This is a genomic window from Mesorhizobium sp. M1423 (assembly GCF_040317575.1).
In the GTDB taxonomy this organism is placed as follows: domain Bacteria; phylum Pseudomonadota; class Alphaproteobacteria; order Rhizobiales; family Rhizobiaceae; genus Mesorhizobium.
Genome location: NZ_JAMYKU010000030.1, coordinates 62,382 through 75,196, shown reverse-complemented (window position 1 = coordinate 75,196; position 12,815 = coordinate 62,382). Strand labels below are relative to the sequence as shown.

Here is a 12,815-nt window from a genome sequence, read left to right as displayed (position 1 = left end):
AAGACGTCAAATCCCCCGCAAACAAGCGAACAACCGCCGCAACCCCGCCGCCGCAAGCTTTTGCTCATGACTGCGCAACAGGTCCACAAGGGGAGAAGGCAAGAAAAAGAAGCTGAAACAATTGCGCCATGCGCGCGGCATCGTGCCGACACAATCCGGGCCGATAAGCGCGCCGAAACAAGGGGTTCGGGGCCATGGCCACGCTACAGAAGTTCGACATCATCGATAGCGGCGCACGCGACGCCCCGGTCCGGCTGCGGTCGGCCGATGGTTATGGGCCAAAAACGACGAAGCAAATCGCCGGACCGTTCGAGATCGCGGCGCAACAGCGCAGCGGGCCGACCATGCGCGACGTGCTGATGACCGGCCTGCTGGTGATCTATCCGGTGTTCGCCGCGCTGGCGGCCATCCTGGCCGGGTTTTTCCTGGCCGGCGCCGGCGGCGCCTGAGCCGCTATTTCGGCCGTTTGAACGCTTTCCGCTCCGCCTCGACCGGTTCCCGGCAGACGCAGCCCTCGAGATGGTCGTTGACCAGCCCCATCGCCTGCATGAAAGCGTAGACGGTGGTCGGGCCGACAAAGCTCCAGCCGCGCTTCTTGAGCTCCTTCGAAATGCGAACCGAAACTGCCGTCGTCGGATTGGCGCGCAGATGGGCGAGGTCGACGATCTCGGGGCGCTCGTCCGGGCCGGGCTCGAACTTCCAGAACCAGGCGGCCAGCGAGCCGGCCTCGTCGATGAGTTCGCGGGCGCGTTTGGCGTTGTTGATGGTCGAAACGATCTTGCCGCGGTGACGGATGATGCCGGCATTGCCGAGCAGGCGCTCGACATCGGCGTCGGTGAAGGCGGCGATCTTGTCGACATCGAAGCCGGCGAAGGCCTCGCGGAAATTGTCGCGCTTGCGCAATATGGTCAGCCAGGACAGGCCCGACTGAAAGCCTTCGAGGCAGATCTTTTCGAACAGCCGGCGATCGTCGGCGACCGGCCGGCCCCATTCGTGGTCGTGGTAGTGCAGATAATCCGGCAGGTTGCCGTGCCAGAAGCAGCGGGCGATGCCGTCGGGACCAGCAAGCAGACCTGTTTTTTCGTCCATGGCGGAATTCCGTTCGTGTCTTGGCGTTAACGCGATTTGGCGCGGCCTTTACCGCGGCTTTACCAGATTCCTGAACCGGGCGGTAACCACACCAAAAGCTTTACTGACAGATCGGCATTTTACGCATTCCGATTCATGTTTCGGTTGCCGCTTCGCGCCCAATGTCGCGGAAATCGGGGAGGCTTTGCGCCCCGGCATGTTCGACGATCAAGGTGCGATCCGATGAAGATATTCTTGTTCCCACTGTTCGGCGCCGCGGCCGTGCTTGCCGTCGGCGCCGCCAATGCCAACGACCGCTATGCCGAGAGGCCGCCGGTGGCGGTCAGCCCCGACCTTTCGGCGCCCTGGGTGCTGCAGCTCGGCCATGCGCCGGGCATCGTGCGGCAGAGCCGGCAAGAAGCGCAGCCGCTACGGCGCTACCGGCGGCAAGCTGAACCCGATCAGTTGCGCACCGCAGCGGTGCAGGCGCCGGCCAAGCGCATGGTGATGCGGCCGCAGATCGATCCCGTCTATTTGCCGCAGGAAGTCGCCTATGACGGCCCGCAGAAGCCGGGCACGATCGTCATCGATACGAGAGAGAATTTCCTCTATCTGGTCGAGAAGAACGGCAAGGCGCGGCGCTATGGCGTCGGCACCGGCAAGCCGGGCTTCGAATGGTCCGGCACCCACAAGATCACCAACAAGCGCGTCTGGCCGGACTGGCGGCCGCCGGCGGTGATGATCGCCCGCGAAGCCGCAAAGGGCCGTTATCTGCCAACCTATCTCGCCGGCGGCATGGAAAACCCGCTCGGCGCACGCGCGCTCTATCTCGGCTCGACCGAATACCGCATCCACGGCACCAACCAGCCTTGGACCATCGGCGGCGCGGTGTCGTCGGGCTGCATCCGCATGCGCAACGAGGATGTGGTCGATCTTTACGAACGCGTGAATATCGGAACAACGGTGGTGGTGATATAGTTGCCGCGACGAATCATCTGGTCTAGAAAGACATTAGCTTTGGCTTTCTGAGGCCAGATGAATAAACAACGGGGGACGGGCCGTGTGGGGATGCGGCCAGTCACGAAAGGGCAGCGCGGCAAGCCGTGCTGCCCTTTTTGTTTCCGCCAGCGAGAATTGACGAAGATTTCGCCGGCACGTCGCGCGACAGGCATAGCGGTTCGCTTTTCGCGCTGCCTTTTCGCCGTCCCTTTGCTATGTGGCAGCCAAAATTCCAGACAAAGGCCCTATCTCGATGTCCCTCTCCGATGACAGCCGCTATCTCAAGGGCGGCCCGGTTGCCCAACGCATCATCGCCAGCGTGCGCGAGGACGCGGCGATCGCCACCGCCGAAGGCTTTCCGCCCAAGCTGGTGTCGATCACCGTCGGCGACACAGCGGCGGTCGACGTCTATGTCCGCAACCAGCGCGCCAAGGCGGGGCTGGCCGGAATCGGCTTCGAGGAGAGGCGCTTTCGCGCCGACATCACTGCCGGCGAACTCGAAGCTGCGATCCACGGCCTCAACGCCGACCCGCGCGTCACCGGCATCATCATCCAGCGACCGGTGCCGGTGCATATCCCGATCAAGACGCTGCAGGCGGCGGTGCATCCACTCAAGGACGTCGAGGGCATGCATCCGGCGTCGATCGGCAACATCGTCTACAACCAGCTCGACCTGGCGCCCTGCACTGCCGCTGCCTCGGTCGAACTGCTCAGGGAAACCGGCCTCGACCTCAAGGGGCTCGAAGTGGTGGTCGTCGGCCACTCCGAGATCGTCGGCAAGCCGATCGCCTTCCTTTTGATGAGCGAAGGCGCGACGGTAACCGTCTGCCATCACATGACACGCTCGGTGGCGGCACACGCACGCCGCGCCGACGCCCTGTTCGTCGCCGTCGGCAAGCCGCGGCTGATCAAGGCCGACATGGTCAAGCCGGGCGCCGCCGTCATCGACATCGGTATCAATTCGGAAATCGGGCCGGATGGCGAGAGCCGCATCGTCGGCGACGTCGATGCCGAGAGCGTCAGGCATGTCGCGTCGTGGATCACGCCGGTGCCTGGTGGCGTCGGCCCGATCACCGTGGCGATCCTGCTGCGCAACACGATGGTGGCGCTCAGCCGCCAGCGCGCCCGCTACCAGGCAACCTACGGCACGGCGGACAGACTGGCGGCGGAGTAGGCGCTTTCGTCACGTGTATTGCGGCACATGGCAGGTGATCCGGGACTCGTCATCCCAGAAGACGTAGAGCATGCCGCCACTGCCCCAGAAGAAACCGGCGAGTGAATCGAACTGGAGAAGAAATTTCATTTGCCGATCCGTCCCGGGAACGACTGGAAACTGCGGCCCCTGAATCCATGACGGCAGCCCACCAAGCCGAAACAGGTTTTGCCTTGAATTGCTTATCCCGTACGGCTGCCTGAGCCACCGTTTAGGGGTCGGTGCCAACCGAACAGTTTTTTTCTCGGCGGCTTTTGCAGGCCTCTCAATGTAGGGCGAATGCAGAGGCGCGATCGGCGTCGGCACACCGGCAGCGTCGTGGGAATAGTAGGTCGGTTCGAGAGAATTCGCACAGGTCTCGATACGGAGTCTGGGAAGAGGCATCGTCAGCTCAAGATCGTCCAGCGTAACCAGATGTATCAGTCGCTCTCGACAGGTCGGGCACACTGCCGATCCTTCGCCGCCGACCGTAAGTGGCCTGCCAGTCGCCGGCAGATGCCAGGTAGGATGATTGCGGTGCGTTGGAAAAGACATGTCGCTCGGAGCGCCCTCCTCAAAGCTGAAATGATGACATGCCGGCGGCGAACGAGGATCATCATGCGTCAGCCAGTCTGCGAAATCGGGAATGTCGCCCAAGGTACTGTCTGGAAACAATTCCGGCGCCTGCAAGGCGACGTGAGCCAGCAGATCCTCCACGTCTATTCCGCGTTTCACTTCCTCTTGCAGGAAAAATGCCAGACGAGCCAAATGCGCGTCGTCGAGAAACGAAACGGCGTCGATAATCAGATTGTCTTGCTGGACGTCGGCTTCTACCGCTGCCTTTATGAGCGCAAACAGGAATTCGGACCCATCCTTGAGATGACGAACGATGATTGTCTGGCATTCGCCATAGCTGGCCTGGAACGTCGCCGGCGATCTGTCCGACAGCAGCCGAACGACGGTTCCAATCTCTTCGGATTTTGGGTTGGGCATCTCGGCAGTCTCATTGGCGGGTGCGCAGCAATCAAACCAATTTTGGCGGCTCGCCGCCATAGGCCCAGTCGAGCAGCTTTATCGTATGCACCACCGGCAGCGTCGCGGCGGAGGCGATCTGGGTGATGCAGCCGATGTTGCCTGTGGCGACGATTTCAGCGCCGGTCGCCTCGATATTCCTGACCTTGCGGTCGCGCAGCGTCGCCGAAATCCCGGGCTGCAGGATGTTGTAGGTGCCGGCAGAACCGCAGCAGAGATGCCCTTCGCGCGGCTCGCGCACGACGAACCCGGCCCGGACCAGAAGCTCCTTCGGCTGGCGGGTGATCTTCTGGCCATGCTGCATCGAGCAGGCCGAGTGATAGGCGACGATAGTGCCCGGTCTACGCACCGGTTCCGGCAGGTCGAGACTCCCGAGATATTCGGTGATGTCCTTGGCCAGCGCCGACACGCGCGCCGCCTTGTCGGCGTAGGCAGGATCGAGGCGCAGCATGAAGCCATAATCCTTGATGGTGGTGCCGCAGCCGGATGCGGTGATGACGATGGCGTCGAGTCCGCCCTGCTCGATGGCGCGCGTCCAGGCGTCGACGTTCCGTCGGGCCGACGCCAGGGCAGCGTCCTCGCGTCCCATGTGATGCACCAATGCGCCGCAGCAGCCCTCGCCCTGCGGGACGACGACCTCGACACCAAGCCGGGTCAGCAGCGAAATCGCCGTGTCGTTGATGCCGGGATCGAGCACTGATTGCGCGCAGCCGGTGAGGATGGCGACGCGGCCATTTTTCTTGCCGCCCTGCCCCGCATGGACGCCCGGCGAAGCCATCGGCGAGACTGCCGGGACCGACGCCGGTGCAAGCTTGAGCATGGCGCCCAGCGGCCTCAAGGCCTGGATTTTCTCAAACAGGCCGGCGAATGGCTGGCCGAGCTTCGCCAGCTTGAGCGCCGCGCGAAAGCGCGAGGGATAAGGCAGCACGAAGGCCAGCATGGCGCGTGTCAGGCGATCGGCCAGCGGACGCTTGTAGGTCTCCTCGATATGGGCGCGAGCGTGGTCGACCAGATGCATGTAGTTGACGCCAGACGGGCAGGTGGTCATGCAGGCGAGGCAGGACAGGCAGCGGTCGATATGGGTGACGATCTCCTTGTCTGCGGGACGGCCGTTCTCCAGCATGTCCTTGATCAGGTAAATCCGGCCGCGCGGCGAATCCAGTTCGTTGCCGAGCGTCACATAAGTCGGGCAGGTGGCGGTGCAGAAGCCGCAATGCACGCATTTGCGCAGGATCTTTTCCGATTCCGCGACATGCGGATCGGCAAGCTGGGCAAGCGAGAAGGAGGTCTGCACGTAAACGAATCCTTACCGTTTGAGCATGATCTTTTCCCAAAACCGGTATCCGCTTTTTGGGATCATGCTCGTAGTCCGAGGAACCAGCTTTCCGGGTTCTTGACCGCCTCGCCGCGCTGCAGCGCCTGCAGGCCGAGAATGCAGCGGGCAATGAACCAGACGGCGACAGCGACCATCAGCACGACGCCGACGACCACGACCATCAGCAGCGCCGAGATCAGTGCATAGAGCAGGCCGATCCAGAAGGTGCGGATCAGGAATGCGTAATGGCTTTCGACGAAGCCGCCGGCCTTGCCGCGGTTGATATAGGCCAGGACGATGCCGACAATGCCGCTGACGCCGATAACGAGGCCGGCGAGATAGAGGATATAGATGACCAGCGCGTTGGTCGGACCGGGCTCCAGCCAGCGGTCGGTCTGGCGTGACGTACCGTTTTGGCCTGCATCGCTCATTGCGCTCCTCCCTCGGTTGCTGGGGCGAGAGTAGCAGAGCCTGCGCCCGGCGCCATACGCCCGGGATTGAGGATATTCTTCGGGTCGAATTCGGCCTTCAGCCGCGCCGACAGTGCTGCAAGAGGCGGCGCTTGCGGTTCGAACACGGGTATCGCCGCGCGATGCGCAGGGGTTGCGCGAGCCAGCGTGGCATGGCCGCCGCCATGCTTTCTGATCAGCCCGCGCAACAGGCCGGCCTCTGGATCGTCCTGCTGCATGCGCAGCCAGATCAGCCCGCCCTGCCAATCGTAGAAGGCATCGACCGCGGCCTGCATGCGCAGCGCCAGCACCATAAGGTGGCCCTGCGACGGCGCCATCGAGACGCGCCACACCGGCCTTTCGCTGCCATCGGCGAACGGCGCGCAATCGCGGATGTCACGCCAGACAGAATACGAGACCGAACCGGAAATCTCCTGCAGCGGACCGGCGTTTTTCAGCAGGTCTTTCAGCGCCGCGATGCGGTAGGCGACCGACGGGCCGAAACCCTCGATGCGCAGCAGCGTCGCCGCATCGCTGCCGAGACTGCCGCCGGCGACCCGCGCGGCGACCCGTTCAGGAAGATGGGCCGCACTCGACACCTCCGCGCTGGAACCCAGTGCCAGCGCCATGGCGGCGGTGGCATGATCGTCGAGCAGGCCACGGATGGCGAGCGTGACTTCGGTCTCGGCAGCGGGAAGCACCTTGAAGGTGACGTCGGTGAACACCGCCAGCGTGCCCCAGCTGTTGGCCATCAGCTTGGACAGATCATAGCCGGTGACATTCTTGACCACACGGCCGCCCGACTTGAAGGCCTCGCCACGGCCGGAAACGGCCGCGATGCCAAGGATGTGATCGCGCGCAGCCCCGGCCTTCAGCCGCCGCGGGCCGGAAAGGTTCGCGGCCAGCACGCCGCCGATCGTGCCTCGTCCTGGTTCACCGCCGAGCAGCGGGCCGTAGTCCATCGGCTCGAAGGCCAGTTGCTGGCCGTTTTCGGCAAGCAGGCTTTCGATCGCGGCCAGCGGCGTGCCGGCTTTCGCCGACAGCACCAGTTCGGCCGGCTCATAGAGCGTGACGCCGGACAGGTTCGACAGGTCGAGCGTATGCTCGCTCTGCTGCGGCCGGCCGATGCCGCGCTTCGAGCCGTGACCGAGGATTTCGAGCGGCGATTCTTCGGCGGCTGCCCAGGCGACGGTGGAGAGAGTTTCCGCGGCGGTGGAGGGGGTGAAGGTGGTCATGAGAGGAATGCGCCAGCCGCAGATGCAGACATGCCGCGATCCTTCGCGCCCCCCTCTGTCCTGCCGGACATCTCCCCCACAAGGGGGGAGATCGGATGTCGCTTAGGCTTTCGCCAACCATCAACGCTTGAAGGCGAGTAGGACGTTGAAGCAGCCAATCTCCCCCCTTGCGGGGGAGATGTCCGGCAGGACAGAGGGGGGTGTCCAAGCGCCAACATACCCCTCAAAACCTCGGAATGTCCGGAAATGCCAGCTGCCCGCGATGCACGTGCATCCGCCCGAGCTCCGCGCATCGCCTCAGCTGCGGAAATACCTTGCCCGGGTTGAGCAGGTGATTGGGGTCGAAGGCGCATTTGACGCGCATCTGCTGGTCGAGATCGATCTGGTTGAACATTTCCGGCATCAGGTCGCGCTTCTCGACGCCGACCCCGTGCTCACCGGTCAGCACGCCGCCGACCTTGACGCAGAGCCGCAATATGTCGGCGCCGAAACTCTCCGCCTTGTCGAGCTCGCCCGGCACGTTGGCGTCGTAGAGGATCAGCGGATGCAGATTGCCGTCGCCGGCGTGGAAGACATTTGCGACGCCGAGCCCGTATTTCTCCGACAGTTCGCGCATGCCGGCGAGGACGCGCGGCAATTCCTTGCGCGGGATGGTGCCGTCCATGCAGTAATAGTCGGGCGAGATGCGGCCGACCGCCGGGAAGGCTGCCTTGCGGCCGGCCCAGAAACTCAGCCGCTCCTGCTCCGATTGCGAAATGCGGCATGTGGTCGAGCCGTTCCTATAGGCAATGGCTTCGACCAGGCCGATCAGATGGTCGACCTCGACACCCGGCCCGTCCAGCTCGACGATCAGCAGCGCCTCGACATCCAGGGGATAGCCGGCCTGGACGAAATCCTCGGCGGCGTGGATGGCCGGGCGGTCCATCATCTCCATGCCGCCCGGGATGATGCCGGCGCCGATGATGTCGGCGACACATTGGCCGGCTTCCTCGCTGGTCGGGAAGCCGATCAGCAGGGCACGCGCCGTCTCGGGCTTCTTCAAAATGCGGACGGTGACCTCGGTGACGACACCGAGCAATCCTTCGGAGCCGGTCATCACGCCGAGCAGGTCGTAGCCTTCCGCGTCGAGATGGCTGCCGCCGAGGCGCACCACCTCGCCATTCATCAGCACCATCTCGATACCAAGCACATTATTGGCGGTGAGACCGTATTTTAGGCAGTGCACGCCGCCGGAATTTTCCGCGACATTGCCGCCGATCGAGCAGGCGATCTGGGAGGATGGATCGGGGGCGTAATAGAAGCCCTCCTGCTCGACGGCGGTGGTGATGCCGAGATTGGTGACGCCGGGCTGAGCGACGACGATGCGGTTCTGGAAATCGATCTCGAGGATGCGGTTGAAGCGGCTCATCACCAGCAGCACCGCGTCTTCCAGCGGCAGCGCCCCGCCGGAGAGCGAGGTGCCGGAGCCGCGTGGGACGACGCGGATATTGCGGTCACTGCAATATTTCAGCACGCGCGAGACCTGCGCCACGGTTTGCGGCAGCACCACGACCAGCGGCAATTGCCGGTAGGCGGTGAGCCCATCGCTCTCGAAGGCGCGCATCGCATTGGCTGCGTCGACGACGCCCTCGCCCGGCACGATGATGCGCATATCGGCGACGATCTCATCGCGCCGGCGCAGCGTGGCGTCGTCTGGTTTCGGCATCGCAAGACCGGACATCGACAGCCTCCTTCGACCGACTGGTAAAAATCTTTTACCAGCGACGGCTATCTGTTGCAAATGCCGCTGTGGCCGGGATCGCGGGCCTATGGCCGGGACAGCCTTCCGCAGCGGCAATCTGCCGCTGCGCCCCACACTACTCGCCCGGCTGCTTGCCCGGTTCGGAGTGCATGCGGCGGACACGGCGCACGCCCCACCAGACGAGCAGGACGGCGAGCGGCACCGAGGCGGCGGTGACCATTTCCGGCGCAAAGGCATGGCCGAAGATCGAGGCGCCCTTGGCGACGTAGCCGATGAGGCCGACGACATAGTAGGAGACGGCGGCGACCGAGAGTCCCTCCACCGTCTGCTGCAGGCGCAATTGCAGGCGGGCGCGATTGTTCATCGACGCCAGCAGGTCGCGGTTCTGCTTCTCGACCTCGACGTCGACCCAGGTGCGCAGCAGCGTGGTGGCACGGGTCAGCTTGCGCGACAGATTGGCCTGGCGCTCCTCGACCGAACGGCAGGTGCGCATGGCCGGCGCGACGCGCCGCTGCAGGAACCCGCCCCAGGTGTCGTAGCCGGGCACGGCTTCTTCCTCGAGCGCCTCCAGCCGCTCGCCGACGATGCCGTCATAGGCACGGCTGGCGCCGAACCGGTAGAGGCTGGAGGCGGCATCCGCCTCCAGTTCGGCGGCAAGTTCGGTCAGGTCGGCCAGCAAGGTCTGGCTGTCGCGGGTTTCGGCGACCTTCATTTCCAGCGTGGTCTGGGCCAGCCTGTCCTCGATGCGGCGGGCACGCCCCGAAAGCATCAGCGCCAGCGGCAGCCCAAGCATGGCCAGCGTGCGGTAGGTCTCGATATCGATCAGCCGCTGCGACAGCGCCCCGGTGCGCGCCGGTGTCAGCCCGCGATCGAGCACCAGCATGCGGGTCAAGCCGTCGCCATCCTGGCGGAAATCGGTGACGATGGCCGCGTTGCCGCGCTCGACCAGCGAATAGCACAGGCTGGTCGGGTCGAAGCCGGCGATCAGCCGCTCGTTCGCCGGTGTCCATTTGCGGATTTCGAGCCTGATGCCGGAAATCACCGTGCCCGGCGGCGAAAACCCGTTGCCGAAGGGGGTATCTTCTTGCCCCCTGCCGTTTTCGGCGAGCGGCCCTTCCCAGAGATAGGTCGAGAACTCCGTGTGCCGTTCCCAGCGCAGCGAGCCCTTGCCCCACTTCATCGCGTGATGGCGGGCATGGCGGTCGGGCGCGGCAATACCAAGGCGCTGCGACAGTTCCGAAAGCACTGCCAGATCGACGCTCGAGCCGCCTTCGGTCATGAAGGAAAGCTGCACCAGCACGCGCGGCTTTTCGACCAGCGGATGCGGTCGGGCGTGGACCTCGCCGAGCGCGCCGGGCCGACCTTCATGCGCCGGAAAGCCCATGACGCTGCCGCCCATGGCTTTGGCGCGCAGCTGGAATTCGAGATTGGACGGGTCGGCGTCTGGCACGGCTGGTCCCCCGGGCTTCTCTGAGCCCTTTGGCAATGATGTCCCTCTAGAGCGGTTTTATCGTTTCACGGAAACGCCGAACCGCTCTATCCCTTTGATTCTGCGCAATTCCGGACGGAAAACCGTTTCACACTTTTCCTGGAATTGCTCTAGAGGCAATCGCCAGGGGACGCAAACAGCCAGTTTAGCAGAAGGTGATATGAAGCCGCGGCTGTGAAACCGACCCGGCCGGGCGAATTGGATAAATAATTTGACCAGTTGGCGACGCTGGCTTTATCTTGCGCGACATCGGTTCAACCCCCAGGCACCCCGTTTGAGCGACATTTTCTCCCGGATCGAGCATTCGCGCACCGCCGACGAGGTGGTGCAGCAGATCGAGAGCCTGATCCTCGAAGGCGTGCTGCGCACCGGCGACCGGCTGCCGGGCGAGCGCGAGCTGGCGCGCCAGTTCGAGGTGTCGCGGCCGATCCTGCGCGATGCCTTGAAAGCCTTGGAAGGGCGCGGGCTATTGACGACACGGCCAGGCGGCGGCACCCATGTCGCCGACGTCATCGGCCAGCTGTTCACGAAGCCGGTGGCCGACCTGATCTCGATGCATCGCAAGGCGGTGACCGACTATCTGGAGTACCGCCGCGAGATCGAGGCGGTGGCGGCGGAATATGCGGCGCGGCGCGCCACATCGGACGATCTGGCGCTGCTCGACCGCATCATGGCACGGATGGACGAGGCGCACCGGACCGGCAATTTCGACGACGAGGCGGAAATCGACGTTGAGTTCCATCACGCGATCTGCGAATGCGCGCACAACATCATCCTGCTGCACACGCTGCGCTCCTGTTATCGGCTGCTGTCGGAAGGCGTGTTCCAGAACCGGCGGCTGGTGTTCAGCGTGCCGGGTGCGCGCGAGGCACTGCTTTCGCAGCACCGGACAATCTACACCGCGGTCAAGGCCGGCGATCCGGCCGCGGCGCGGCAGGCGGCGATGGACCACATCTCCTATGTCGAACGGTCGATGGCCGAGGCCGAGCGCAGCGGCGACTGGCAGCGCGTGTCGCGGCTGAGGCTCAGGCAGCGCTCCGAGCCCGGTGACGGTGAGCCGGCAAGAAAACAGCCGTAGGGCGCGGCCAGAAAATTCAACGACGAACCAGCGAAGAACCAGCGGAAAAAGATCCATGAGCAGCATCCTCACCATCGCCGACCTCAAGGACCTGGCGCGCCGCCGTGTGCCGAAGATGTTCTTCGACTACGCCGATTCCGGCGCCTGGACCGAAAGCACCTACCGGGCCAACGAAGAGGATTTCCAGAAGATCAAGTTCCGCCAGCGCGTGCTGGTCGACATGGACAACCGCTCGCTGGAATCGACCATGATCGGCGAGAAGGTGGCGATGCCGGTGGCGCTGGCGCCGACCGGCATGACCGGCATGCAGCATCCGGACGGCGAGATGCTGGCGGCACAGGCGGCGGAGGAATTCGGCGTGCCGTTCACGCTGTCGACGATGAGCATCTGCTCGATCGAGGATGTCGCGTCGGTGACCAGGAAGCCGTTCTGGTTCCAGCTGTATGTGCTGCGCGACAAGGATTTCGTCTTCGATTTGATCGACCGGGCAAAGGCGGCGAAATGCTCGGCGCTGGTGCTGACGCTCGATCTGCAGATCCTCGGCCAGCGCCACAAGGATATCCGCAACGGGCTTTCGGCGCCGCCGCGAATGACGCCGAAGCACCTCTGGCAGATGGCGACAAGGCCGCGCTGGTGCGTCGGCATGGCCGGGACCAAGCGCCGGAGCTTCCGCAACATCGTCGGCCATGCCAAGGGCGTCGGCGACCTCGCCTCGCTTTCGTCGTGGACGAAGGAGCAGTTCGATCCGCATCTGTCGTGGAAGGACGTCGCCTGGATCAAGGAGCGCTGGGGCGGCAAGCTGATCCTGAAAGGCATTCTCGACAAGGAAGATGCGATGATGGCGGCCAGGTCGGGTGCCGATGCGATCATCGTTTCCAACCATGGCGGCCGCCAGCTCGACGGCGCCTCGTCATCGATCATGGCGCTCGAAGAGATCGCCGATGCCGTCGGCGACACGATCGAGGTGCATATGGACGGCGGCATCCGTTCCGGCCAGGACGTGCTCAAAGCACTGTGCCTCGGCGCCAAGGGCACCTATATCGGCCGGCCTTTCCTGTACGGCCTCGGCGCACTCGGCAAGGAAGGGGTTACCAAGGCGCTGGAAATCATCCGCAAGGAGATGGACATAACGCTGGCACTGTGCGGAAAGCGTCTGGTCACCGACATGGGCAAGGATCAGCTTCGGCGCTAAAGTCCCGTGACGGCATGACCACGGA

Annotated in this window: 12 protein-coding genes; 5 read left to right on the top strand and 7 right to left on the bottom strand. The window is 64.1% G+C overall.

What is annotated here, in order from left to right; translation table 11 throughout:
* The first annotated feature begins 194 nt into the window (after nt 1–194).
* Nucleotides 195–449, top strand: a complete 255-nt coding sequence (locus NKG95_RS28410; protein ID WP_353043125.1) for a hypothetical protein — start codon at nt 195–197, stop codon at nt 447–449.
* A 4-nt stretch (nt 450–453) separates the two neighbouring features.
* Here the strand turns inward: NKG95_RS28410 and NKG95_RS28405 are convergent, their stop codons facing one another.
* The gene (locus tag NKG95_RS28405; protein WP_352634621.1) at nt 454–1,089 is read right to left on the bottom strand and encodes a DNA-3-methyladenine glycosylase I; all 636 of its coding nucleotides are present in this window, start codon (nt 1,087–1,089) and stop codon (nt 454–456) included.
* 222 nt (nt 1,090–1,311) lie between these two features.
* Between NKG95_RS28405 and NKG95_RS28400 the strand changes: the two genes are divergently transcribed.
* Together NKG95_RS28400 and NKG95_RS28395 are read left to right on the top strand one after the other, a co-directional pair.
* Complete coding sequence (locus tag NKG95_RS28400) at nt 1,312–2,046, top strand: L,D-transpeptidase (protein WP_353043124.1); 735 nt, start codon at nt 1,312–1,314, stop codon at nt 2,044–2,046.
* A 274-nt stretch (nt 2,047–2,320) separates the two neighbouring features.
* Entirely contained in the window at nt 2,321–3,241 is a 921-nt protein-coding gene (locus tag NKG95_RS28395) for a bifunctional 5,10-methylenetetrahydrofolate dehydrogenase/5,10-methenyltetrahydrofolate cyclohydrolase (protein WP_352493852.1), read from the top strand.
* 9 nt (nt 3,242–3,250) lie between these two features.
* On the opposite strand, the gene NKG95_RS28390 is transcribed toward NKG95_RS28395, so the two are convergent.
* The 6 genes from NKG95_RS28390 to NKG95_RS28365 all read right to left on the bottom strand — a co-directional run bounded on the left by NKG95_RS28390 (nt 3,251) and on the right by NKG95_RS28365 (nt 10,430).
* Complete coding sequence (locus tag NKG95_RS28390) at nt 3,251–4,252, bottom strand: hypothetical protein (RefSeq protein WP_353043123.1); 1,002 nt, start codon at nt 4,250–4,252, stop codon at nt 3,251–3,253.
* A gap of 31 nt (nt 4,253–4,283) precedes the next feature.
* Nucleotides 4,284–5,585 carry a glycolate oxidase subunit GlcF gene (gene glcF, locus NKG95_RS28385; RefSeq protein WP_353043122.1) on the bottom strand — a complete coding sequence of 434 codons (1,302 nt, stop codon included), beginning with the start codon at nt 5,583–5,585 and terminating at the stop codon, nt 4,284–4,286.
* Nucleotides 5,586–5,647: 62 nt separating this feature from the next.
* Nucleotides 5,648–6,037 (bottom strand): DUF4870 family protein, encoded by a 390-nt coding sequence (locus NKG95_RS28380; protein ID WP_352493850.1) that lies wholly within the window; start codon nt 6,035–6,037, stop codon nt 5,648–5,650.
* Nucleotides 6,034–7,290 (bottom strand): FAD-binding protein, encoded by a 1,257-nt coding sequence (locus NKG95_RS28375; protein WP_353043121.1) that lies wholly within the window; start codon nt 7,288–7,290, stop codon nt 6,034–6,036. The genes NKG95_RS28380 and NKG95_RS28375 overlap by 4 nt, the downstream gene beginning before the upstream one ends.
* A 223-nt stretch (nt 7,291–7,513) precedes the next feature.
* Nucleotides 7,514–9,010: an FAD-linked oxidase C-terminal domain-containing protein gene (locus tag NKG95_RS28370; protein WP_353043120.1), complete on the bottom strand. Its 1,497-nt coding sequence runs from the start codon at nt 9,008–9,010 to the stop codon at nt 7,514–7,516.
* Between the two features lie 136 nt (nt 9,011–9,146).
* Complete coding sequence (locus NKG95_RS28365) at nt 9,147–10,430, bottom strand: DUF3422 family protein (RefSeq protein WP_023716470.1); 1,284 nt, start codon at nt 10,428–10,430, stop codon at nt 9,147–9,149.
* Between the two features lie 364 nt (nt 10,431–10,794).
* On the opposite strand from NKG95_RS28365, the gene NKG95_RS28360 reads away from it, so the two are divergent.
* The gene (locus NKG95_RS28360; RefSeq protein ID WP_353043119.1) at nt 10,795–11,598 is read left to right on the top strand and encodes a FadR/GntR family transcriptional regulator; all 804 of its coding nucleotides are present in this window, start codon (nt 10,795–10,797) and stop codon (nt 11,596–11,598) included.
* A gap of 55 nt (nt 11,599–11,653) precedes the next feature.
* Nucleotides 11,654–12,790, top strand: coding sequence for an alpha-hydroxy acid oxidase (locus NKG95_RS28355; protein ID WP_023716468.1), 1,137 nt, complete (start codon nt 11,654–11,656; stop codon nt 12,788–12,790).
* Nucleotides 12,791–12,815: the final 25 nt, after the last annotated feature.

Excerpts from the sequence above, each read along its gene's own strand:
- NKG95_RS28410 (WP_353043125.1), top strand. The coding sequence starts at position 195 with ATGGCCACGCTACAGAAGTTCGACATCATCGATAGCGGCGCACGCGAC.
- NKG95_RS28405 (WP_352634621.1), bottom strand. The coding sequence starts at position 1,089 with ATGGACGAAAAAACAGGTCTGCTTGCTGGTCCCGACGGCATCGCCCGC.
- NKG95_RS28400 (WP_353043124.1), top strand. The coding sequence starts at position 1,312 with ATGAAGATATTCTTGTTCCCACTGTTCGGCGCCGCGGCCGTGCTTGCC.
- NKG95_RS28395 (WP_352493852.1), top strand. The coding sequence starts at position 2,321 with ATGTCCCTCTCCGATGACAGCCGCTATCTCAAGGGCGGCCCGGTTGCC.
- NKG95_RS28390 (WP_353043123.1), bottom strand. The coding sequence starts at position 4,252 with ATGCCCAACCCAAAATCCGAAGAGATTGGAACCGTCGTTCGGCTGCTG.
- NKG95_RS28380 (WP_352493850.1), bottom strand. The coding sequence starts at position 6,037 with ATGAGCGATGCAGGCCAAAACGGTACGTCACGCCAGACCGACCGCTGG.
- NKG95_RS28375 (WP_353043121.1), bottom strand. The coding sequence starts at position 7,290 with ATGACCACCTTCACCCCCTCCACCGCCGCGGAAACTCTCTCCACCGTC.
- NKG95_RS28370 (WP_353043120.1), bottom strand. The coding sequence starts at position 9,010 with ATGTCCGGTCTTGCGATGCCGAAACCAGACGACGCCACGCTGCGCCGG.
- NKG95_RS28365 (WP_023716470.1), bottom strand. The coding sequence starts at position 10,430 with ATGGGCGGCAGCGTCATGGGCTTTCCGGCGCATGAAGGTCGGCCCGGC.
- NKG95_RS28355 (WP_023716468.1), top strand. The coding sequence starts at position 11,654 with ATGAGCAGCATCCTCACCATCGCCGACCTCAAGGACCTGGCGCGCCGC.